Genomic DNA, 22686 nt, shown 5'->3' with positions numbered 1-22686 from the left:
AAAATACCTTTCTGTTGAAACGGAGATACATGTATCAGCGGAGGAACAGGCTGCCAATCTGGTACACCAGGCAAGCGCACACCCAGGCCACCGCACACTGGAACAGCGCCACGCACGCCGCGCCCCAGCCGGAGCGCATTTCCCGTTTGACTGCGGCGATGGCCGCCACACAGGGCGAGTACAGCAGCGTGAACGTCAAAAAGCTGAACGCTGCCAGCGGCGAGAAAATGGCGCCCAGTGCCTCGCCCAGGGTGGAGACCGTGGTGCCCGTCAGCACGGCCATGGTGCTGACGACTGCCTCCTTTGCGGAAAAGCCCGTAATGAGCGCTGTAGAGGCGCGCCAGTCGGTAAAGCCCAGCGGCGCGAATATGGGCGCAATGACCCTGCCGATGCCCGCCAGCATACTGGCGGAGCTGTCCGCCACCACGTTGAGACGGATGTCGAAGGACTGCAAAAACCAGATGATGATGGTGGCCACGAAAATGACCGTGAACGCGCGGGTGAGAAAGTCTTTGGCCTTGTCCCACAGCAGCAGCCCCACACTTTTGGGGCTGGGAAGACGATAGTTGGGCAGCTCCATCACAAAGGGCACCGGATTGCCGCGGTACATCGTATTTTTCATCAAAAGGCCGATCAGCACCCCGATGACCATGCCCATCACATACAGCAGAATCATCACCAGAGCGCCGTTTTGGGGGAAGAACGCCGCCGTGAACACCGCATAGATGGGCAGCTTGGCGGAACAGCTCATGAAGGGCGTCAGCAGGATGGTCATTTTCCGGTCCCGGTCGCTGGAAAGCGTGCGCGTGGCCATGATGGCCGGAACGCTGCACCCGAACCCGATGAGCATGGGCACAAAGCTGCGCCCGGAAAGGCCGATCTTGCGCAGCAGCTTGTCCATAACAAAAGCCACGCGCGCCATGTAGCCGGAATCTTCCAGAATGGAAAGGAAGAAAAACAATGTTACGATAATGGGCAGGAAGCTGAGCACGCTGCCCACGCCCGCAAACACGCCGTCGATGATGAGGCTGTGCACCACGGGGTTGATGCCGTAAGCGGTGAGCCCGCGGTCCACAAGAGACGTCACAGCATCGATGCCCAGCGAGAGCAGGTCGCTCAGCCAGGTGCCGATGACGCCGAACGTCAGCCAGAAGATCAGAAACATGATGCCCAGAAAAATGGGGATGGCCGTGTATTTGCCCGTCAGCACGCGGTCCAGCCGCATGCTGCGCAGATGCTCCTTGCTTTCTCCCTTTTTCACCACGGTCTGGGCGCACAGCTTTTCAATGAACGCATAGCGCATATCGGCCAGCGCGGCTTCGCGGTCGGTGCCGAGCTCGGCTTCCATTTCCGCGACGGTGTGGCCGATGAGCTCCACCTCATTTTCCGAAAGGCGCAGCATGTCCATCATGGGCTTGTCGCCCTCCACCAGTTTTGTGGCGGCAAAGCGCATGGGCACGCCTGCGGCCTCGGCGTGGTCCTCCACGATGTGCGCCAGCGAATGGATGCAGCGGTGCACCGCGCCCGAACAGAAATCCTGCCGCTTGGGCAGCATTTTCAGCTGTGCGGCGCGCAGCGCGTGCTCGATCAGCTCGTCGATGCCCTCGTTTTTCGCGGCGGAGATGGGAACCACGGGTACGCCCAGCTCCTCCTCCAGCTTGTTTACGTCCACAGTGTTGCCGTTGGCGCGCATTTCATCCATCATGTTCAGCGCGATGACCATGGGAAGGTTCAGCTCGATGAGCTGCATGGAGAGGTAAAGGTTGCGCTCGATGTTGGTGGCGTCCACGATGTTGATGATACCATCCGGCTTTTCCTTGATGAGAAAATCCCGGGTGACGATCTCCTCGCTGGTGTACGGTGAAAGGGAGTAGATGCCGGGCAGGTCCACCACGGTGGCCATCTCGCACACAGCGGGAGCCGGCGTTTTGGGATGGCCCCAGCTGCGGGGACCGTGGCGGTGTTCGCAGGTATTATGTCCGCGGATGACGCCCTCTTTTTTGTCCACTGTGACGCCCGGAAAGTTGCCCACATGCTGGTTGGAGCCCGTGAGCTGGTTGAACAGCGTCGTCTTGCCGCAGTTCTGGTTGCCGGCGAGTGCAAATACCATTATTCCGCCTCCCCGTCCGGCGCTTCCAGCGCAATTTCCCGCGCGTCGTCCAGGCGCAGCGTAAGCTCATAGCCGCGCAGGCGCAGCTCGATGGGGTCGCCCATTGGGGCTACCTTCTGCACGGTCACCTGTGTTTTCGGCGTGAGGCCCATGTCCAGCAGGCGGCGGCGCAGCGCGCCCTGTCCGCCCACGGCAGCAATGCGCCGCGTCTGCCCGACGGGCAGTTTGTCCAGCGTCATATCCGTTTCCCCCATTGCTCCAAATGCAAAATGTTAGCCTGAGCTAACTCTCTGCTATAAGAATACACGCGCGGCGCGGGGATGTCAAGCCGGGAAAACGACAAAATAACCGAAAAGAGCAATTAAATTTTGTGCAAGCCGGATGCGGACGGTCGAAACCGCCGTTTGGCCCCGGCTGCAGGAAAACGCCGCAAAACCTTGACAAAACGCCCTCTCAGGGCATAAACTAATAATAGTAAAGCTCCTGCTCGGCGGGGACTTCGTGAACCGAAGAATCCTTGGACGCGCGGGGGCTTTTTCTGCGGCGGAACCGCAAAAGCTGACACAAAAAGGGAGTGACAGTGCGTGGAGGGCGATCCTCGAGGGCGATCATGCCCGCAAAAATTGAACAGCGCTTCGCGCACCGCCGTTTTCTGATCTCTGCGGCTGTGCGTTTCGGCGCGGAAAGCAGGGATATTGTATGATTTCGATTTATCTTACCGACGATGGCAAGCTGCGCGAGCTGGAGCAGATCGTGCCCGGCGCGTGGGTGCATCTGTGCGCGCCCACCGAGGAAGAAGTGGCAACCGTGTGTGCCAAGCTGTGCGTCGAGCCGGACCTCGTGCGCGCCGCGCTCGACGAGGAAGAACGCAGCCGCATCGACTTTGAGGACGGCCATATGCTCGTGCTGGTGGATACGCCCACCGTCGAGGCCCAGCAGGGCCGCGGCTTTGTGTATTCCACGCTGCCGTTCGGCATCATCCTCACCGAGGAGAACATCATCACCGTATGCCTGAAGGAAAGCGCCCTGGCGCGGGCCTTCAGCGAAAGCCCGGTGAAGAATTTTTCCACCAAAAAGAAAAACCGCATGACGCTGCAGCTCTTGTACCGCAACGCCACGCTGTTCCTGTTCTATCTGCGCGAGGTGGATAAGGCCAGCAGCCGTGTGGAAAACGAACTCCATCTTTCGATGAAGAACAAGGAACTGATCCAGATGCTGGGGCTGGAAAAGAGCCTAGTGTACTTTTCCACCTCCCTCAAGGGGAACGAGATCGTGCTGGAAAAGCTGCTGCGCATGGATTTTGTGAAGGATTATCCCGATGATACCGAGCTGCTGGAGGACGTTATCATTGAGAATAAGCAGGCCATCGAGATGAGTAATATCTACCGTGACATTTTGTCCGGCACCATGGACGCGTTCGCCTCCGTTATCTCCAACAACCTGAACATCGTAATGAAGGTGCTGGCAGCCGTTACCATCATTCTTACCATCCCGTCCATCATTTTCGGCCTTTGGGGTTCCAATGTGCCCGTTCCATTTGAAAGCTCGCCCTACGGCTTTTTCGCCATCATTGGTATCGCTGCCCTTTGCACCGCCGTGGCCGTCGTGGTCATGGTGCGGAAAAAGTGGCTGTGACCGACATATTTCGATGTACAATACACGCCGCTGCCTGCATAATATGCGGGCGGCGGTTTTCTTTTTTGCAATGCCGCAGGGGGAATAAAAGAAACGCCTGGTCCTTTGTGCAAAAATAACAGGAAACGGAAAAGAATTTGAGCGACTTTGCGGGTTTTACAATTTTTTTGTACAAAATAGATAAAGATAGATGCTATTTTTGGCGTGACGTTGCATAATTGTACCAGAAAAGCCTTGAAAACTGTGGAAGAAATAGGTATTATTATAGGTAATAAAAGCTGTGGCGCTGCACATTTCATTCGTGCTTTAGCCGGAAGGGCCGGCGCCTTATGTGCCGCCTGCGGGGACAACGCCCTGCTGCGGCGGCGCGGCCCAGCCCGCGCCCGGAGAGAGGGAGGATGTTCAAAATGAAACAGAAAGCATCGCCTGCTGATGTACCGGTGTACTTATTCAAGCAGGGGAATAACTTCGAGAGCCAGCGTTTTTTCGGCGCGCATTTTGAGAACGTGGGCGAGACCGAAGGCGTGATGTTCCGTGTTTGGGCGCCGCGCGCCAAGGCCGTCTCCGTGGTGGGGGATTTCAACAGCTGGATCCCCTCGGCCACTCCGATGAAAAATATCGATCCCCAGGGAGGCATCTGGGAGCGTTTCGTCCCCGGCATTCGGCAGTTTGATATCTACAAATACTGCGTCACTACACCGGCGGACGAGCTGGTATTCAAAGCAGACCCGTACGCCTTCCATGCGGAAACACGCCCCGCGAACTGCAGCAAGGTGTACGCGCTGGAGGATTGCTACAACTGGACGGATGACGCATGGCAGAAGCGCGCTGCCGCACGGGACCCTCTGGACCGTCCCATGAACATTTATGAGATGCACGCGGGCAGTTGGCGGACCTATCCGGACGGGAACCCCTTTGACTATCGGGCGCTTGCGCGGGAGCTTGTTCCCTACCTGACGGACATGGGCTATACCCACGTGGAGCTGATGCCCCTGATGGAATATCCTTTCGACGGGAGCTGGGGCTATCAGGTGACGGGCTATTTCGCCCCCACCAGCCGCTACGGCACGCCGGCGGATTTCAAGGCATTTGTGGATGAATGCCATCGGGCCGGCATCGGCGTCATTATGGACTGGGTACCCGCCCACTTCCCGAAAGACCAATTCGGGCTGTACCAGTTCGACGGCACCAACTGTTATGAGGATCAGAACCCGCTGCGCGCCGAGCACAAGGAATGGGGCACGATGGTGTTCGATTACGCCCGGCCCGAGGTACAGAGCTTTTTGATCTCCAACGCGCTGTTCTGGCTGACGGAGTATCACATCGACGGCCTGCGTGTAGATGCCGTGGCCAGCATGCTGTACCTGGATTACAACCGGCGCGACGGCGAATGGCAGCCAAACGTCAACGGCGACAACAAGAACCTGGAGGCCGTTGCTTTTTTGCAGAAGCTGAACACCGCCGTGCTGGAACGTAAACCCGGCGCGCTGCTCATCGCGGAGGAGAGCACCGCGTGGCCGCTGGTGTCCCATCCCGCCAGTGAGGGAGGCCTGGGCTTCAACTTCAAGTGGAACATGGGCTGGATGAACGACATGCTCAGCTATATGAGCACGGACCCGCTGTTCCGCGCAGGCAACCACAATAAGGTGACGTTCAGCTTTTTCTACGCGTTCAGCGAACATTTCGTGCTGCCCATCAGCCACGACGAGGTGGTGCATGGCAAATGCAGCCTCATCAACAAAATGCCGGGCGACTACGAGCAGAAGTTTGCGGGGCTGCGCGCATTTTATGGCTATATGATGACGCACCCCGGCAAAAAACTGCTGTTCATGGGACAGGAATTTGCCCAGTTCATCGAATGGAATGAGAACCAGCAGCTGGACTGGATGCTGCTGGGCTACGACCGTCACGCACAGATGCAGGAATATGTGCGCAGGCTGAATCATCTGTATCAGGAAACCCCTGCGCTGTGGGAAGAGGACTTCTCCTGGGAGGGCTTCCAGTGGATCGTCCCGGACGATTCGTCCCAAAACGTCGTGGTATTCCTGCGACGGGATAAAAAAGGCGGCGAGGTCATCGCGGTGTGCAACTTTGCGCCCGTGCTGCGCCCGGACTATAAATTCGGCGTGCCCCGCGCGGGGCAGTATGCAGAGCTGATCAATTCCGACGCGGAGGAATTCGGCGGCACGGGACAGCACAACGCGCCGGTGCGCGCGAAGAAGCAGCCCATGCACGGCTTTGATTACAGCATCTCGCTGCGCGTGCCGCCCATGAGCGCCGTCATTCTGCGTACGCCGGCGGCAAAGCCCGCAAAAGCGGACGGGCCGGCGCCGAAAAAAGCCGCCGCCCGTGGCGCAAGGGCGAAGCCCGCAAGAAAAACCGCGGCGCGCAAAACCACCGGCAAACAGGCGAAGGACGCATAGGCGTTCCCGCCTTTTGTTCCCGGCGCGCCCAGCGCGGCGGGGAGCCAACATAAAATCGGGCGCCGCGTTCCCGGCGCCGGCAAGGGGAGAAAAACATGAAAGAATGCATCGCCATGCTGCTGGCTGGCGGTCAGGGCTCACGGTTGTACGCCCTCACCAAAAAGCTGGCAAAGCCCGCCGTTCCGTTCGGCGGCAAGTACCGCATCATTGATTTCCCGCTCTCCAACTGCGTCAATTCCGGCATCGACACAGTCGGTATCCTGACGCAGTACCAGCCGCTGCTGCTCAACGAGTACATCGGCAACGGACAGCCATGGGACCTGGACCGCCTGTACGGCGGCGTACATGTGCTGCCGCCTTATCAGACGGCCACTGGTTCCGACTGGTACAAGGGCACTGCCAACGCCATTTACCAGAACATCAACTTCATTGAACGCTACGACCCCGAGTACGTGCTCATCCTGTCGGGCGACCATATCTATAAAATGGATTACGGCAAGATGCTGGAATTCCACAAGGACAGCAATGCCGACTGTACCATCGCCGTGCTGGAGGTGCCCTGGGAGGAGGCGTCTCGCTTCGGCATCATGACGGCGGACGAGAACAACGTCATCACCAAGTTCGAGGAGAAGCCGAAGGAGCCGAAATCCAATCTTGCTTCCATGGGTATCTATATCTTTACCTGGGAGAAGCTGCGCAAATATCTGACCGAGGACGAAGCCGATAAAACATCCTCCAATGATTTCGGCAAAAACATCATTCCCAATATGCTGGCGGACCAGCAGCGTATGGTTGCGTACCCCTTTGAGGGCTACTGGAAGGACGTGGGCACCATCGACAGCCTGTGGGAAGCCAATATGGACCTGTTGGACCCCAATGTTCCGCTGGATGTATGGGACCCGGAATGGAAAATCTATTCCCGTACCTCCGGCCGTCCGGGCCACTACATCGGCACCGGCGCGCTGGTTGACAATGCGATGCTCACCGAGGGCTGCTCGGTGGAAGGCACCGTTGCAAACAGCGTTCTGTTTGCAGGGGCCCGTGTGGAAAAGGACGCCATGGTGGAATCCACCATCCTGATGCCCGGCGCTGTCGTAGAAGAGGGCGCCGAGGTGTATTATTCCATCATCGCCGAAAACGTCACCATTAAAAAGGGCGCCGTCGTGGGCGCACGGCCCGAAAATGTGGAGGATAAATCCAAATGGGGCGTCGCCGTTGTGGGCGAAGGTGTCACCATCGGTGAAAACGCCAAGGTGGGGCCGAAGGCGATGCTGGAAAAAGACGTACAGGACGGTGAGAATTTATGGTAAACATCAACGCGCTGGGGATCATTTTCCCCAATACCTATGACGAGCTGGTGCCGCAGCTCGTAAAGCACCGCACCATGGCTTCCGTGCCGTTCGGCGGGCGCTACCGCATGATCGACTTCACGCTTTCCGGTATGGTGAACGCCGGCATCGAAAACGTCACCGTTATCGCAAAGAAGAATTATCATTCTCTGATGGACCATCTAGGCTCCGGACGTGAGTGGGACCTGGTTCGTAAGCGCGGCGGCCTGAACATCGTGCCGCCCTACGCGCAATCTCAGAGCAAGGTGTACCACGGCCGCGTGGAAGCATTGTACAGCATTGTGAACTTTCTGGCCGAGCAAAAGGAAAAATACGTTGTCATCAGCGATTGCAACGTGGCCTCTGACCTCAATTTTGCTCATCTCATCGACGCGCATGTGAAGAGCGGCGCCAATGTAACAATGGTATATGAGCGCGCGGAGATCGCAAAGCCCATCACCACGGATAACTATACGTTTACGATGGACGATGCAGGCCGTGTGACGGAGATCCGCTGGAACGATTACCGCATGGGTGTGCAGAACCTTTCCATGGGCGTCATCGTGATGGACCGCGAGGAGCTCATTGCCATGGTAAAGGATGCGGCCGTGCAGAACCGCATGTACCTGGAGCGGGATATTCTGGGCCCCAGTTTGAAGATCCTGCATGTGCAGGGTTATGAATACAGCGGCTACCGTGCACGCATCTATGACATCAAGAGCTACTTTGACGAGAATATGCGCCTGCTGTGCCCGGAAAATGTAGCGCAGCTGTTCCCCACCGAGCGCCCTGTATACACCAAGGTGCGCGACGAGGCCCCTGTGCGCTACGCCATGGACTGCCAGGTACACCGCTGCATCGTGGCGGACGGCTGCATCATTGAGGGCGAGGTGGAAAATTGCGTGCTGTTCCGCGGCGTAAAAGTGAGCAAGGGTGCGAAGGTGAAAAACTGCGTGCTGATGCAGGGGACCACTGTGGAACCGGGCGTCACGCTGGATTACATCGTCACCGACAAGAATGTGACCATCACCGCCGACAAGCACCTGCGCGGGAATGAATCGTTCCCGGTGTATGTAGAGAAAAACACCGTCGTGTAAACAGGCCGGGAGCGGGGCGGGCAGTACTGCCCGCCCCGCTTGCATCGGCATTGATGCAGAAAAGGAGATGTTTCCATGAACGTTTTGTTCTGTGCCAGCGAGGCGGCCCCGTTTGCCGCGTCGGGCGGTCTGGGCGACGTTGCGGGCAGCCTGCCCCGCGCCATCCGCAACCGCAAGGTGGCGTGCCGTGTGGTAATGCCGCTTTACGGCGACATGAAGCAGGAATATCGCGAAAAACTAACCTATATCACAAATTTTACGGTTCCCGTAGGCTGGCGCAACCAGTATTGCGGCTTGTTTGAATTGACGCACAACGGCGTAAAATATTACTTTTTGGACAATGAATACTATTTTAAACGAACTGGATTGTACGGCTTTTACGATGACGGCGAGCGGTTTGCGTTTTTCTCCCGCGCCATTCTGGAGATGCTGTTTCATGTGGACTTCGTCCCCGACGTCATCCACGCCAACGATTGGCAGACGGCGCTGGTGCCCGTATATCTGAACCTGTATTACCGACATCTGGAGCAGTACCGCAGCATCAAAACCGTGTTCACGATCCATAACATCCAGTATCAGGGCAAATACGGCATGGAGATCCTGGAGGATACGCTGGCCATTGGACGGCAGGACGCGCACCTGGTGGAGTATGACGGCTGTGTCAACTTCATGAAAGGCGCCATTGAGTGCGCGGACAAGGTGACGACGGTTTCGCCCAGCTATGCAGGCGAGATACTTGACCCCTGGTACAGCCACGGCCTGGACGACCTGCTGCGCCAGAAGCAGTATAAGCTGTGCGGCATCCTCAATGGTATCGACGTCAAAAGCTACGACCCGGCTACGGATCCCAATCTTGCGGCAAACTTCGACGCGAACAGTTTTGCGGAGAACAAGCCCAAGTGCAAAAAGGAGCTGCAGGAGATTTTCGGCCTGCACGATTGGCCTGTTCCGGTGGTGGCCATGGTCACGCGGCTGGTGGGCCACAAGGGCGTAGACCTGGTTCGCCATGTGGCGCAGGACATCGTCAACAGCGGCCTGCAGCTTGTGGTACTGGGCTCGGGCGAAGCGGCTTACGAGAGCTTTTTCAGCGAACTGGCGGCCCGCAACCCGGGCGCAGTGGGCGTGAAGATCGCATTTGTGCCCTCGCTGGCCCGCAAAATATACGCAGGTGCGGATATGTTCCTTATGCCGTCAAAATCCGAGCCCTGCGGCTTGTCCCAGATGGTGGCGTTGCGTTACGGCACCATCCCCATCGTGCGCGAGACGGGCGGCCTGCGGGATTCCATCCACGATTCCGGCGACGGCTGGGGCAACGGCTTCACATTCCGCAGTTACAATGCCCACGACATGCTGAATGCGGTGCTGCGCGCAAAAACGGGGTATGAATATCCCGACGGTTGGCAGCAGCTTGTAAAGCGCGCCATGGAGTGCGATTTCAGCTGGAGCGCCAGTGCCAAGCAGTATGTAGAGATGTACGAGCAGGTGTGCCAGCTCTGGTGACGCTGCTTCAGGCTGTAAAGAGGCAAGTTTTTGCACACGGTTTTGCAGGAAGTCAAGCCCACCCCTAAGAGAGGTGGCTTGGCACGCGGCCTATAAGGCCGTAATACAGGCCAGCGCCTAAATGACGCTGGCCTTCGCCAAAGCACGAACAGGAATGCAGAACGCCCCGGAACGGACTGCCGTTCCGGGGCGCAGACTATCGAAAAAGGCAGAGAAGGAAAAGAAGCGTCCGGGGAAAAAGCTTGAAAAAGGGGTGGAGAACCCCTTTTTCATTTAAAATAACCCCGCGCCGTGCGCGGCGAACGGGGCCGCAGGCCCTGTTCGTAGGCAGCTTGGCGGAAAAGCGCTGCTTTTTCGCCAAGCTGCGCCCCGGAACGGACTGCCGTTCCGGGGCGTTCTGTATGTTGGGAGGCCAGGGGCTGCTTGAAAAATCAAAAAAGTTGTCTTCCCCAACAGGAATCGGCGTTTACTGCGCTGAAAATCCTCGGAATACAGCAGGTATTCCGAGGATTTTTGCCTTGTAACCGCTCGATTTTTGCGGGAAATACAGTCTTTCCTCTGTTTCAAACATCCCCTACTCCACGTTTTTTTCGTCACATAAACCGTAAATGGGCGTTTTGCCGAAGGTGCGGGCCCACAGACGGTCGCCATAGCTGTAATGCCACCACTCCTCGCTGTAATTCACAAAACCCGCGGCGGTCATCATATTATAGAGGAGCCGCCGTGTGTTGCGGAAGGCTTCCGCCTCTCCGGCCATTCCGTTGGTCTCGAAATATGCGGTTTGGGCAAGATTCGTAAAATCGTCGAACTCTGTGCCCATAGGCAGCGGCCTGCCCCGATAGCAAAGCGTCAGATCCAGTGCGCCGCCGGTGGCATGAGGAGCCGGCCGGGCAGGGTTGGGGTGGGGCAGCGCAACAAAGTCGTCCACTGCGGCGGCAAGCTGCTCCGGCGTATATTCAGGATGGCTGCGGCGCACCAGGGCAGAATACTCCTCGTACAGCGCCTGCTGTACAGCCAGCGGACGATAAGCGTCGAAAATCAGCAGGCTATAGTCCTCCGGCAGAAGGCCAAGCGCCTGCTGCAGCAGCGGCACGACCCCCTCGCGTACCCAACAGCCTTGCGGCGCACAGGCGATGCCTGCTGCCCGGTAGCTGGCTGCATAGCGGATACGCGCGTCCAGCCCGTCGATGCGCACCAGGGATTCGCCGTTATCCCGGGGACGGGGACAGGCGGGCAGACTTTCGCTGCGCACGCGCGGTACTGGAGCGTAAAAATTGATGCCAGCCATTTTCATCATCTTCCTTGCCGTATATCATTTATGTGTTTTTCGCTCCTATATTTTAGCACTGTAAATATGGGATGTAAAATACAATTTATGTAAAGCCAAAAATCTAAACGCTTTTTTGACGGTAAAAACAAGCATAAAATGGCGATTTTCCGTCTGGAAACGATTCCAAAAATCTCCTATTATAAAAGAAATAATTGAAAATATGTACAAAAGCAGCTTCTTCGAAAATGTAGATTTGTTGAATAGTGAGAAAGAAGGAACAAAGTACCGGCATTGGTAGATTTTCACAAGACAAACGTATAAATTTGTGCTATAATGCCAAATGTAAGGATAGGGGAAGCGTTCCATAAATTAGATGGGACACCTTACGGCACGGGCAAGAGCCTGTTTGTTACAGAAAGGAAAAGCGTTATGGTAAAGCAAATCAAAATTTCAAACTTCACAGAGGTTAAAAACATCATGAATGCCGCGACCCATTGTGTGGATGAGATCGGTGTGCACGATGGAAAGGGCAGCATTGCCGACGCGAAAAGTATTCTGGGGCTGATGAGCCTGGATTATACGCATCCGGTGATGCTTGTGAGCGAAAACGAAAAAGAGCTGCAGCGCGTTTACGAAGCCATCAGCTGAAAACGTGTGAAACAGACAAAAGAGGCGTGCCTTTACAGGCGCGCCTCTTTTGTTATTCTCCGTCCCTGCGGTATTCAATCACATCCGACACCGGGCAATCCAAAATAAAGCACAGGGTATCCAGTGTTTTCAGCGTGATGGTCTCGCCGTGCTTCATGCGGTGCAGGGTATTGGCCGAAACGCCGTGCTTGAAGATCAACTGGTATTCTGTGATGTTTTTCCGGTACAGCGTGCGGTAAAACGGCTCGTAGCTGATCATTTCCCCCACCTCTTGCTTCACTTTATCATACTCAAATCATTGACTATACTAAATATATTGAGTATAATGAACGCAGAATACACAAAAAGGTCCGGCAGGGGTTGACTGAGGGGTATTTTAGAAGCGCGCGGACGATGCCGTTTCGGCTCCCGGGCCCATACTTGAAGATTGAGACGGATGGAGCCTGTGCAAGGGCTGTGAGAAGCAGCTCGGAGAGCCTGTCCGGGAGGAGGGCTGATATGTGAAACAGCGGTTTGTGGGTCTTGCTGCGGCGCTGGCGCTGTGCTGCACGGTGAGCGGCGCAATGCTGGAGCGTGCTGTCTGCTGCCCGGCGCCGCCGGGGCTGGCACACATAGAGAAGCAATTCCAAACAATGGTGGGAATGGAAAAAGGGGACGGAAATTGGCTTTACAGTTATCAGATGCTTTCCGCTCCGAAATATGCGGTATGTGCCACAGCGGTGCGCACCGGAGGCTCCGGCAGGCGTGAGTCTGTGCGGGTGCTGTGGCGGCTGGAGAACGGCGTCTGGCGTTTGGTGTATGCGGTCCGCAGAGAGCAGATCGCATCCCCGGCAATACAAGATGAGGCGGGACAAGGCGGATGAACGGAAAAACGGATGTTTTTCCGGGGCTCATTCTACCGCAAGCGGTCTCGCGCAGCGGGGTATGCACTGCGTGGCGAATGCGGATGGGAAACTCGGAAGAATATTTAGATGCCGCAGCGATGGGATGCCAAAAGCCAAAAACGCCTCCGGGACCTGTCGTGGTCCCGGAGGCGTTTTGTGTTGGTTAAAATCTGTTTGCGGCAATAACAGCTGTATTTCCCGCCAACTCCCGTGAGGCTGCGTTACTCCTGCCAGTACGGCGTGGGAGAACCCGTCTGTACGGGAGAAGCCTTTGGTGCAGCGGGCTGCTGAACAGGAGGAACTGCAGCGCCGGTTTGCTGTGTGGGCTGCTGAGCGGGAGCAGCAACGGTCTGCGGCGAAGTTTCCCGCACTGCCGCAGATATTGGCTGTGCCGCAGGCGCGGTTTGCCGCTGTACGGCTTGCGCCTGCTGGATCTGCTCCTGTGTGATGGCTGTAAACGGCATCGTAGAGCGGGGCGGATGCACAAAGTTGCGTGAAGGCGGAGGCGGCGCAGGCCAGGAGATCGGCTTCACATTCAGCTTTACGCGCTGGTCGCCCTCGGGCTGCTGCACGGTGGGCTGCGGCGTGGGTGCCGGCTGAGGGGGAGGCGCGGGAACCTGCACAGGCGCCGGAACCGGCTCTGCTTCCGGTTGGGGCGCAGGTTGCTGCTTACGCCGGCCGAACAGGCCCAGAAAACCGCGTTTTTCTTTGCGCGGAGCCTTTTCCTGTGCCGGAGCGGCCTGTGCGACACGCGCGGGTTCATTGAAGGCGGCATTGGGTGCTGCAGCCGTCCAGGTGGTTTCTGGCGTAGGCGCAGCAAGCTGCTGCGGTACCGGTTCAGCAGGAATATCAAACTGGATGGGCGTCCATGCTACCCACTGGTTTGTACCGGGCTGTTCGGCTTTCGACGGCTGGGGAGCGCATTGAGAAGGTACCGCCTGAGGTGCGGGCTGAGCAGTCTGGGATGCCTGAGCTCGCTGCGTCTCCTGAGCCAGACGTGCTTCTTCAGCCTGGCGCGCAACAGCAGCAAGCTGAGCCTCTTCGGCGGCACGGCTCTCGGCAGAGCGGCGGGCTTCCTGTGCATGGCGGGCGGCTTGCAGGCGCATGGCGTTCGCTTCTGCGCGGCGGGCGGCCTCAGTGTCCGCCGTCGGTTCCGGAAACACAGGCGCTGGCTGCGCCTGTGCTTCCGGAACCGCTTGTGCGGCAGGCTGAAGTTCCGGCTCTGCGGGAATAGAGAAAGAAACCTCGGCCACAGGCTGCGGCGCGGGTTCCTCCGGAATGGAGAAGGATATCTCAGCCGAAGGCTCGTCCCAGGAGAGAGGGATTGCATCCGCGTCCGTCTGCCCAGCAGTCACAGATGCAGGCGCAGCGTCCTCTGTGGGGCCCTCTGCGACGGGGCCCGTCTGAGCCGATGCGGCCTGTGCTTCCTCGGCCTGGTGAACCTCTTCCGCCAAACGCGCTTCCTCGGCACGGCGGGCTTCTTCCGCCAAACGCGCTTCCTCGGCGCGGCGGGCCTCTTCCGCCAAACGTGCTTCCTCGGCGCGGCGGGCCTCTTCCGCCAAACGTGCTTCTTCGGCGCGCCGCGCGGCCTCTATGGCGCGCTGGCGTGCGGCGGCTTCTTCGGCCAGGCGCTGCTGCATGGCGGCGTTGAAATCAATGGGCTTCCACTTGCGTTCAACGGACGGCTGTTCGGGCTGCGGCGCTTGCTGTACAGGGCGCGGCGGGGCGACGGGCGTGGGGGGCACCACCTCAATGGGCTGCAGCACGGGCTGCGCCGGGGCCATAGTCTCAGCAGCAGGCTGCTCCATTGCACGGCCGCGTTTTTTGCTGCGGCCCTGCTTGGTTTTCGGCTGCTGCTTGGCCTGCTTGGGCGCGGGCTGTGCAGCCGGCGCCGGGATGTCCGGCAGCGGCGGAAGCTCGATGGTGGTATGGTCCAGTGTCTGCAGGGGGGCCAGCTCCGGGCGAGGCGTTTCGGCCTCGCTCTGCTGCTGGGCGTCTTCGCTGCGGATGATCTCCCTCAGCGCACGGATTTCCTGTACCTTGGCCACCAGCAAGCCAATGGTGGCGACACCCAGCACCACGGTGCATACCAGCATCATGATGCGGATGGTGTCGCTGAACACATTGCTGCCCAGCAGCAGCCACGCGCACACGCCCAAAAGGCAGCACAGCGCAGTTACCGTGAGCACCGTCGCGGTGATTTTTCGTCTCAGTTCTCGTCTTGCCATATCATAGCTCCACTCATAGAGCGTTCATCCCCGCATCGCGGGAGGGAACGTTTTATTTTGTGCCGAAAATGCGGTCGCCCGCATCGCCGAGACCCGGCACGATGTAGCCGTTCTCGTTCAGCTTTTCATCCATCGCGGCCACATAGATGTCCACGTCGGGATGCGCCTCCTGCAGGCGCTGCATGCCTTCGGGCGCAGCGATGATGCCAATGAACTTGATGCTCTTTGCACCGCGCTTTTTGATTTGCGTGATGGCGTCTACGGCGCTGCCGCCGGTGGCGAGCATCGGGTCCAGAACGATGACTTCGCGCTCGGCGATATCATCGGGCAGCTTGCAGTAGTATTCCACAGGCTCCAGCGTCTCTTCGTTGCGGTACATGCCGATATGCCCGACTTTAGCGGCCGGGATGAGCGCCAGCATGCCGTCCACCATGCCCAGCCCCGCGCGCAGGATCGGTACCAGCGCCAGCTTGCGGCCGGACAGCATGCGCGTCTTTGCCACAGCGATGGGCGTCTCGATCTCCACCTCTTCGGTGGGCAGATCCCGCGTGGCCTCATAGCACAGCAGTGTGGCAAGCTCGCACACAAGCTCCTTGAATTCTTTGGTGCCGGTGTTTTTGTTGCGCAGCAGGCTTACCTTATGCTGTACAAGGGGATGGTCCATGATCATTGTTTTGCTCATTGTTTTCAGTCTCCTTTATGTTCGGCTTTCCGGGATGGCTCGGCGTGTATGTCAGCGCTGCTCCAGCGCGGATATCTTGGCGACGCGGCCCGCATGGCGGCCGCCTTCGAAGGGGGTGTCCAGAAACAGGTCCACCAGTTCGCAGGCAAGGCCCGGGCCGACAACGCGCCCGCCCAGACAAAGGGCGTTGGCGTCGTTGTGCAGGCGTGTGTATTTGGCGCTGAAAGCGTCGCTGCAGCAGCAGGCGCGGATTCCGTCCAGCTTGTTGGCCGCCATGCTGATGCCCACGCCCGTGCCGCAGAACAGCAATGCACAGGCGCATTCGCCGCGCACAACGGCCTCGCAGGGAGGCACGGCCATATCGGGATAATCAACGGATGCTTCGCTGTGCGTGCCGTAATCAACGTAGGGCACGCCGCGTTCGTCCAGGTGCGCCCGGACGGCCTCCTTCAGGGCAAAACCGCCATGGTCGGCGCCCAGTGCAACGGGTTTCTCCATATGATACAACTCCTTGTCCGCGGGCGCAAGCCGGCGCGGTATGTTTTTTATCTTTTGCGCGGTCAGGGCGCGGCCTGCAGACGCGCCGCCCGTTCCCGCTCCGCCTGCGAAAGGCGGTGGTAATCGGGGATAAGCTGTGCAGCGGGCACCGTTTCACCCGCTGCCAGCGCAGCCCGGCACACGCCGCCGGCGCGGCCCAGGCGGTAGGCTTCGGGATACAGGCGGGTCTTGCCCGTGCCGTTCAGCGCCTCGTCCACCAGCTGCGCGCCGTCGCCCAGCAGCCACACCGGCTCCCGCGCGCTTTCCACAAACCCGCGCAGGGAAGCGGCGGGCGCGCTCTCGTCCGGGCATAAGCGCTCCACCGCACCGTCCGCGGCGAAAAAACCGGCCCAGTACACCTCGCCCCGGCGCGCATCCAGCGCGCACAGCAGCGTGCCTTCCACAGCCGCGCTGTATGCCAACGCCTCCAGTGTGGAGACAGCGGCGCAGGGCGTGTCGTGTGGGAAAGCAAGTCCCTTGACGGCAGCCAGCCCGATGCGAAGGCCCGTGAAGCTGCCCGGCCCGGCAGCGGCGGCGAACACGTCTATTTCCGCGGGAGAAAGCCCTGCGGCGTCAAAGGCGTTTTTGCACAGGCAAAGCAGCGTTTCGCTGTGTGTATGGCCCGTAGCCAGATAACATTCATAAATCAGCCGGCTGTCCCGCAGTATGGCAATGCCGGCGGTCTTTCCCGCAGAATCCAGGCCAAAGATCGTCAAAGCTGAGCCCCCTCGATGGTGATGCGGCGGCGGTGCTCGTCCAGCACTGCGATGTCCACATGAACAGCGGGTTCGCCCGCCACGAGCGGCGCGACGTTTTCGCTCCACTCTGCGGCAACCACCGCGCCGTCGTCCAGATAATCAAAAAAGCCCGTTGCCTGAAGGTCCTCCATGGTGGAGATACGGTACATGTCGAAATGGGCGAAGGGCTGAGGGCCGCGGTATACGTTCACGATGGCGAACGTGGGGCTGGAGACCTCGTCGGTGCAGCCCAGCCCGCGGGCGATGCCCTCGCAGAAGGCTGTTTTCCCCGCGCCGAGCCCTCCGGTAAACAGCACCAGGGAGCCGCTGCGCAGCACCTTGGCCAGGCGCTCGCCCAGCGCTGCCGTTTCGGCTCTGCTGCCTGTTTCGTATACCGCCATGGCGCGCCTCCTGCATGCTGTTTGTATCAAAGTGCGCGCAGGTGCGCGCATTTATAGCATATTATATACCAAAAGTGGGGTTTCTGTAAAGTGCGCGGCGCACGATATGGACTGGAAATCCCGCCCGGGAGGGGCTTTCGGAGAAATTGGAACGACAAAAAACGGCAGCGGAGGCCCGCTGCCGTGGAGAGGGGCCGCCCGAAAACGCGTTTTGTGAACGCGGCGCACCGGACGGCCGGAAGAGAGGGAAAACGCGCGGGGCGTTATTCCGCCCGGCGCGCCTGCGGCTCGCTGCCGAACAGGCTGGGAATGGCGCACAGCGCGGCGATACCAACCACGGTATATACCGCGCGGGAGAGCAAACTTGCGCTGCCGCCCAGCAGCCAAGCCACGGCGTCGAAGCTGAACAGGCCGATGAGGCCCCAGTTGATGCCGCCGATGATGATGAGAATAACGCAGATCTTATAGAAGATATTCATGGGAACACATCCTTTCTGCGCTTAGTTTGAGCGGCAAAAAGGGAAAATATGCGCGCCGTGCCCTGTGCGGCGCGTCCTTTTGCGTGATTGGTGCGTTCCGGGGGCTGTTCGGCCGAAAGGAAAGCGGGGCGGCGGCACTTCCGTGCTGTTCCACGAACTGGGAACAGCTGCGCCGCTTTCATTTATATAGGCATTTTTCGACATAGACCATCATTCGGTTGTTTTGAAAGCCGTATTCAACGAGCGCGACCAAAGGTGCTATACCGAGAAGCCATGGTTTGTGAAATACCAGGGGAAATACGACGGCGGCAATCAAAATCAAAGCCAGGACAGCAAAAAGAGAAAAATGTTCCCTGCGCCATTTCTTTTTGAAAAATGTTTTTCTTTCTTTCAACGAAAAGGCGCTTGTACTTGTTGTTGCGATTGCATTTTCGTCTGCTTTATGACGAGATTCTTCATCGGAAAATTTTTCCCCGGCCAGAATTTCGCTGATACTGATACTGAATTCCTCAGCGAGAAGCTGAAGCATTTCAATGTTCGGCATATAATCTCCGTTTTCCCAACGGGAGATGGTTTTGTTGGTAACTCCAATTTTTTCGCCAAGGGCTTCCTGTGTAAGTCCGGCCCGTCGGCGAAGTTCAGCAATGAATTTTCCGATTTTTACTTGATCCATGAGAATCCCCTCCGGCATTAGAGTACCACGGTGTCCATGAGAATTCTATCCCGCAGATAGCGAACAACCTATCAGAATGTCGAAAAAGGCAAAGAAGCATCTGGGGAAAAGCCTGAAAAAGGGATGGTGACCGCGCCCGCGGGCGCGTGTCGGAGCGGTGCGAAGCCTCCCCTGCGGACAACCGCGCTGAAAGCGCGGCTCTTAGCGCTTAGACGCCACTTTTTCATTTAAAATAACCCCGCGACGTCCCGCAGGGCCAGTATAGAGCGAAGCGACCGCCGAAGGCCGCTGTGCGCGGTGAACGGGACGAAAGGCCCTGTTCGCAGGCAGCTTTTCTGACAAGCTGCAACCAGTTTCTCTGCTTTTCAATTGAACTTTCTTTCACAAGATTTGGAGTTATTACCTGTTTAAAGAGTATCATCCCAGTGCCGAATGTGCAAGCTGCATTTTTATAAAAAAAGCCGCCCCGCAGAGGGGCGGCACAGAGAAAGTTCAGTTTTTCAGCGCCTGCAGCGGAGCGGGGATGCGTCCGCCGCGGTTGACGAACACCGACGGCGAGAACGTGCTCACGGGCAGGATGGGCGCATAGCCCAAAAGGCCGCCGAAGTCCAGCACGTCGCCCTCCTTGCAGCCGATGGCCGGGATAACGCGCACGGCCGTCGTTTTGGTGTTCACCATGCCGATGGCGGCCTCGTCCGCGATGAGCGCCGAGATGACGGCGGCGTCCGTCTCACCCGGGATGACGACCATGTCGATGCCCACGCTGCACACGGCCGTCATGGCTTCCAGCTTTTCAATGGATAGGCTGCCGCGCTCCACGGCTTTGATCATGCCGTCGTCCTCGGACACAGGGATGAACGCGCCGGAAAGCCCGCCAACGTGGTTCGAGGCCATCACGCCGCCCTTTTTTACCGCGTCGTTCAGCATGGCCAGCGTGGCCGTCGTGCCGCAGCAGCCGCAGCTCTCCAGCCCGATTTCTTCCAGAATATTCGCCACGGAATCGCCGGGCGCGGGCGTGGGCGCAAGTGAAAGGTCCACGATGCCGAAGGGCACGCCCAGCCGCTCGCTGGCAAGGTTGCCCACAAGCTGGCCCATGCGTGTGATTTTGAACGCCGTGCGTTTGATCAGCTCGGCCACGGTGTCCAGCGAAGCGTCCTTGGGCAGCTGGGCCAGAGCCGCACGCACCGCGCCCGGGCCGGAGACGCCCACGTGGATAACGCAGTCCGGCTCGCCCGGGCCGTGGAACGCGCCCGCCATGAAGGGGTTGTCCTCCGGCGCGTTGCAGAATACGACAAGCTTTGCCGCGCCCGCGCACATTTTATCCCGCGTGCGCGCCGCGGCTTCCTTGATGACGGGCCCCATCATCTTGACGGCGTCCATGTTGATGCCGCTCTTGGTGGAGCCGACGTTGATGCTGCTGCAGACGTAGTCCGTACAGGCCAGCGCCTCCGGGATGCTGCGGATGAGTCGCTCGTCCCCGGCGGAAAAGCCCTTGTGCACCAGCGCCGAATAGCCGCCGATGAAGTTGACGCCCACGGCCTTGGCCGCAGCGTCCAGCGTTTTGGCATACCACACCGGGTCCGCGTCCGGCGCGCTGGCCAGCAGCATGGCGATGGGCGTTACCGAGATGCGCTTGTTTACGATGGGCATGCCGTAGGTGGCTGAGATGTCCTCGGCTGTTTTGACAAGGTCCTTTGCTTTTTCGGTGATCTTGCGGTAGATCTTTTCGCAGGCTTTTCGGCCGTCCGGGTCCGCACAGTCCAGCAGGGAGATGCCCATGGTCACGGTGCGCACGTCCAGATGCTCGTCCGTGATCATCTGGATGGTCTCGAGAATATCGTTCGTGTTCAACATATGCGCTCCATCTCCTTAAATACGGTGCATGGCGTCATAGATTTCCTGCCGGGTGCAGCGCACATCCACGCCCAGCTCGTCGCCCTTCTGCTTCATCTTCTCTGCAAAGGCCGTAAAATCCATCGAGCAGCTGGACACATCCACCAGCATGATCATGGCGAAGGTGCCGCGCAGGATGCGCTGCGTCACTTCCTCCACGTTTACATTGGCCTCGGCGCACGCGGTGCATACCTGTGCAAGAATGCCTACTTTGTCGTTGCCCACGACAGTGATAACAGCTTCCATTTTATTCCCTCTCCTCCGTTGTGCCCGCGCCGTCGGGGCGCGGCGTCCGCAGGCGGGCCCGTCCGGCCCGCGGTCTGTTTTACCAGTATAACAAAAAAATCCGCCGGGGAAAAGAGCCGAAACCGCCGAAATCCCGGCTCCGTGCGCGGTGTGTTTTGTGCGGATGTTTACTTTCGGCGCCGGATTTACTATAATGTACCTAATATCGCCTAATAAATATCGCCTCATAAATGAAGAGGCGAGATGTACAGCGAAGAAAGAGGGGAACATCCATGGAAAAGATACTCAAGATCCTGGAGGAAAACGCCCGTATCAGCCTTGAGGATATCGCCACGATGGTGGAGAGCACGCCCGAGGAGGTGGCGAAGCAGATCGACGCGTACCAGCAGGCCCACGTCATCAACGGCTACAAGGCGCTGATCGACTGGGACAAGGCCGGAGCCGACCGGGTGCAGGCCATCATCGAGCTGCGCGTTTCGCCCAAGCGGGACTGCGGCTTTGACGAGGTTGCGGCCAACATCGCCCGCTTTGACGAGGTGGACAGCGTGATGCTGATGAGCGGCGGGTACGACCTTTCGCTGGTGATGAGCGGCAAGAGCTTTCAGGACATTGCATTGTTCGTGGCAAAGCGGCTGAGCCCGCTGGACGACGTGCTGAGCACGGCCACGCATTTCGTGCTGCGCACCTATAAAAAAGACGGCGTGCTGTACGGCCTGGAACCCACCGACGAACGGGAGCTGCTGTGATGGATTATGCAAAGATCATTTCCGCCGCCGCGCGCGACATGCGTCCCTCGGGCATCCGCAAATTTTTTGACATTGCGGCCGAGATGAAGGACTGCATCTCGCTGGGCGTGGGCGAGCCGGATTTTAAAACGCCCTGGACGGTGCGCGACGCGGGCATCCGCAGCCTGGAAAAAGGGCGCACCTGGTACACGAGCAATTCGGGCCTGGCGGAGCTGCGGGAAGAGACCTGCAATTACCTTTCCCGCCGCATGGGCCTTTCCTACACGCCCGGGGAAACCGTCGTTACCGTGGGCGGCTCCGAGGCCATCGATATGTGCATCCGCGCGCTGGTGAACCCCGGCGACGAGGTCATCATCCCGGAGCCGTGCTTTGTCTGCTATTACCCCATCACCACGCTGACGGGCGGCGTGCCCGTGCCGCTGCCGCTGAAAGCTGAAAACGGCTTTAAGCTGACGGCGCAGGAGCTGGAGGCGGCCATCACGCCGCGCACAAAGCTCATCATCTTCCCGTTCCCGTGCAATCCCACGGGGGCCGTGATGCGCCGGGAGGACCTGGAACCCATCGCGGCGCTGCTGCGGGATAAGGACATCATCGTTCTGTCGGATGAGATCTATGCCGAGCTGACCTACGGCGGCGAGCGCCATGTGAGCATCGCCTCGCTGCCGGGCATGAAGGAACGCACCGTTGTGGTGAACGGTTTTTCCAAGGCCTATGCCATGACGGGCTGGCGTCTGGGCTATGCCTGCGGGCCGGAGCCGATCATCAAGGTAATGACGAAGATCCACCAGTCCGCCATCATGTGCGCGCCCACCACCAGCCAGTACGCGGCCGTGACGGCTCTGCGCCGCTGCGACGCGGATATCGAGGCCATGCGCAGCGAGTATGACATGCGCCGCCGCTTCCTCGTGAGCAGCCTGAACCGCATGGGCCTGGACTGCTTCGAGCCGGAGGGGGCGTTTTATGCCTTTCCTTCCATTCGGAAAACGGGCCTTTCCAGCGAGGAATTCTGCGAAAAACTGCTGTTCGGCAAAAAGGTAGCCGTGGTGCCGGGCAACGCCTTCGGCGATTCCGGCGAAGGGCATGTGCGCATCAGCTATTCGTATTCCATCGGCCATTTGTCCGAGGCGCTGCACCGCATCGAGCTGTTTTTGCAGGAGCTGGGCGTGTAA

The 22686-nt window shown here is 58.8% G+C and carries 23 protein-coding genes; 10 read left to right on the top strand and 13 right to left on the bottom strand.

Going from position 1 to position 22686, the window contains the following annotated elements:
• Nucleotides 1–34: 34 nt before the first annotated feature.
• On the bottom strand, nt 35–2110 hold the full coding sequence (gene feoB / locus TQ39_RS04685; protein WP_050004728.1) for a ferrous iron transport protein B: 2076 nt from the start codon (nt 2108–2110) through the stop codon (nt 35–37).
• Complete coding sequence (locus TQ39_RS04680) at nt 2110–2349, bottom strand: FeoA family protein (protein ID WP_050004762.1); 240 nt, start codon at nt 2347–2349, stop codon at nt 2110–2112. Before TQ39_RS04680 ends, feoB begins: the two co-directional genes overlap by 1 nt.
• A 460-nt stretch (nt 2350–2809) precedes the next feature.
• Between TQ39_RS04680 and TQ39_RS04675 the strand changes: the two genes are divergently transcribed.
• The 6 genes from TQ39_RS04675 (at nt 2810) to TQ39_RS21200 (ending at nt 10370) form a co-directional block, all read left to right on the top strand.
• The gene (locus TQ39_RS04675; RefSeq protein WP_050004727.1) at nt 2810–3745 is read left to right on the top strand and encodes a magnesium transporter CorA family protein; all 936 of its coding nucleotides are present in this window, start codon (nt 2810–2812) and stop codon (nt 3743–3745) included.
• A gap of 407 nt (nt 3746–4152) precedes the next feature.
• Nucleotides 4153–6168 (top strand): 1,4-alpha-glucan branching protein GlgB, encoded by a 2016-nt coding sequence (gene glgB / locus TQ39_RS04670; RefSeq protein ID WP_082052118.1) that lies wholly within the window; start codon nt 4153–4155, stop codon nt 6166–6168.
• 95 nt (nt 6169–6263) lie between these two features.
• The gene (locus TQ39_RS04665; RefSeq protein WP_050004725.1) at nt 6264–7478 is read left to right on the top strand and encodes a glucose-1-phosphate adenylyltransferase; all 1215 of its coding nucleotides are present in this window, start codon (nt 6264–6266) and stop codon (nt 7476–7478) included.
• A complete protein-coding gene (glgD, locus tag TQ39_RS04660; RefSeq protein ID WP_009325180.1) occupies nt 7472–8593 on the top strand; it encodes a glucose-1-phosphate adenylyltransferase subunit GlgD in 1122 nt (373 codons plus the stop codon). The genes TQ39_RS04665 and glgD overlap by 7 nt, the downstream gene beginning before the upstream one ends.
• 75 nt (nt 8594–8668) lie before the next feature.
• Nucleotides 8669–10093, top strand: coding sequence for a glycogen synthase GlgA (glgA, locus tag TQ39_RS04655; RefSeq protein ID WP_050004724.1), 1425 nt, complete (start codon nt 8669–8671; stop codon nt 10091–10093).
• Between the two features lie 121 nt (nt 10094–10214).
• On the top strand, nt 10215–10370 hold the full coding sequence (locus tag TQ39_RS21200) for a hypothetical protein (RefSeq protein ID WP_167541523.1): 156 nt from the start codon (nt 10215–10217) through the stop codon (nt 10368–10370).
• Between the two features lie 297 nt (nt 10371–10667).
• On the opposite strand, the gene TQ39_RS04650 is transcribed toward TQ39_RS21200, so the two are convergent.
• On the bottom strand, nt 10668–11381 hold the full coding sequence (locus TQ39_RS04650; protein WP_050004723.1) for a M15 family metallopeptidase: 714 nt from the start codon (nt 11379–11381) through the stop codon (nt 10668–10670).
• Between the two features lie 411 nt (nt 11382–11792).
• On the opposite strand from TQ39_RS04650, the gene TQ39_RS04645 reads away from it, so the two are divergent.
• Nucleotides 11793–12011, top strand: a complete 219-nt coding sequence (locus tag TQ39_RS04645; RefSeq protein ID WP_009325177.1) for a hypothetical protein — start codon at nt 11793–11795, stop codon at nt 12009–12011.
• A gap of 52 nt (nt 12012–12063) precedes the next feature.
• Here TQ39_RS04645 and TQ39_RS04640 read toward each other — a convergent pair whose 3' ends face one another.
• The gene (locus tag TQ39_RS04640) at nt 12064–12270 is read right to left on the bottom strand and encodes a helix-turn-helix domain-containing protein (protein ID WP_009325176.1); all 207 of its coding nucleotides are present in this window, start codon (nt 12268–12270) and stop codon (nt 12064–12066) included.
• Between the two features lie 241 nt (nt 12271–12511).
• Between TQ39_RS04640 and TQ39_RS04635 the strand changes: the two genes are divergently transcribed.
• Nucleotides 12512–12874: a hypothetical protein gene (locus TQ39_RS04635; RefSeq protein WP_009325175.1), complete on the top strand. Its 363-nt coding sequence runs from the start codon at nt 12512–12514 to the stop codon at nt 12872–12874.
• Nucleotides 12875–13116: 242 nt separating this feature from the next.
• On the opposite strand, the gene TQ39_RS04630 is transcribed toward TQ39_RS04635, so the two are convergent.
• The 9 genes from TQ39_RS04630 to TQ39_RS04590 all read right to left on the bottom strand — a co-directional run bounded on the left by TQ39_RS04630 (nt 13117) and on the right by TQ39_RS04590 (nt 20771).
• Nucleotides 13117–15123 carry a hypothetical protein gene (locus tag TQ39_RS04630; RefSeq protein ID WP_050004722.1) on the bottom strand — a complete coding sequence of 669 codons (2007 nt, stop codon included), beginning with the start codon at nt 15121–15123 and terminating at the stop codon, nt 13117–13119.
• A gap of 52 nt (nt 15124–15175) precedes the next feature.
• Entirely contained in the window at nt 15176–15805 is a 630-nt protein-coding gene (upp, locus tag TQ39_RS04625; protein WP_009325173.1) for a uracil phosphoribosyltransferase, read from the bottom strand.
• Nucleotides 15806–15856: 51 nt separating this feature from the next.
• Nucleotides 15857–16303: a ribose 5-phosphate isomerase B gene (gene rpiB / locus TQ39_RS04620; protein ID WP_009325172.1), complete on the bottom strand. Its 447-nt coding sequence runs from the start codon at nt 16301–16303 to the stop codon at nt 15857–15859.
• A 62-nt stretch (nt 16304–16365) separates the two neighbouring features.
• Nucleotides 16366–17058 (bottom strand): tRNA (adenosine(37)-N6)-threonylcarbamoyltransferase complex dimerization subunit type 1 TsaB, encoded by a 693-nt coding sequence (tsaB, locus tag TQ39_RS04615; protein WP_009325171.1) that lies wholly within the window; start codon nt 17056–17058, stop codon nt 16366–16368.
• Complete coding sequence (gene tsaE, locus TQ39_RS04610) at nt 17055–17480, bottom strand: tRNA (adenosine(37)-N6)-threonylcarbamoyltransferase complex ATPase subunit type 1 TsaE (RefSeq protein ID WP_050004721.1); 426 nt, start codon at nt 17478–17480, stop codon at nt 17055–17057. Before tsaE ends, tsaB begins: the two co-directional genes overlap by 4 nt.
• A gap of 263 nt (nt 17481–17743) precedes the next feature.
• Complete coding sequence (locus TQ39_RS04605; protein WP_009325169.1) at nt 17744–17959, bottom strand: DUF378 domain-containing protein; 216 nt, start codon at nt 17957–17959, stop codon at nt 17744–17746.
• A gap of 178 nt (nt 17960–18137) precedes the next feature.
• On the bottom strand, nt 18138–18632 hold the full coding sequence (locus TQ39_RS04600; protein WP_009325168.1) for a helix-turn-helix domain-containing protein: 495 nt from the start codon (nt 18630–18632) through the stop codon (nt 18138–18140).
• A 492-nt stretch (nt 18633–19124) separates the two neighbouring features.
• On the bottom strand, nt 19125–20486 hold the full coding sequence (locus tag TQ39_RS04595) for a PFL family protein (RefSeq protein WP_050004720.1): 1362 nt from the start codon (nt 20484–20486) through the stop codon (nt 19125–19127).
• A 15-nt stretch (nt 20487–20501) separates the two neighbouring features.
• The gene (locus tag TQ39_RS04590; RefSeq protein ID WP_009325166.1) at nt 20502–20771 is read right to left on the bottom strand and encodes an ACT domain-containing protein; all 270 of its coding nucleotides are present in this window, start codon (nt 20769–20771) and stop codon (nt 20502–20504) included.
• Between the two features lie 272 nt (nt 20772–21043).
• Between TQ39_RS04590 and TQ39_RS04585 the strand changes: the two genes are divergently transcribed.
• Together TQ39_RS04585 and TQ39_RS04580 are read left to right on the top strand one after the other, a co-directional pair.
• On the top strand, nt 21044–21517 hold the full coding sequence (locus tag TQ39_RS04585) for an Lrp/AsnC family transcriptional regulator (RefSeq protein ID WP_009325165.1): 474 nt from the start codon (nt 21044–21046) through the stop codon (nt 21515–21517).
• Nucleotides 21517–22686, top strand: coding sequence for a pyridoxal phosphate-dependent aminotransferase (locus TQ39_RS04580; protein ID WP_009325164.1), 1170 nt, complete (start codon nt 21517–21519; stop codon nt 22684–22686). The genes TQ39_RS04585 and TQ39_RS04580 overlap by 1 nt, the downstream gene beginning before the upstream one ends.

The organism is Ruthenibacterium lactatiformans (assembly GCF_000949455.1).
GTDB lineage: Bacteria > Bacillota > Clostridia > Oscillospirales > Ruminococcaceae > Ruthenibacterium > Ruthenibacterium lactatiformans.
Note: the sequence above shows the minus strand (reverse complement) of the source record. Positions and strands in the feature narration are given on the sequence as shown.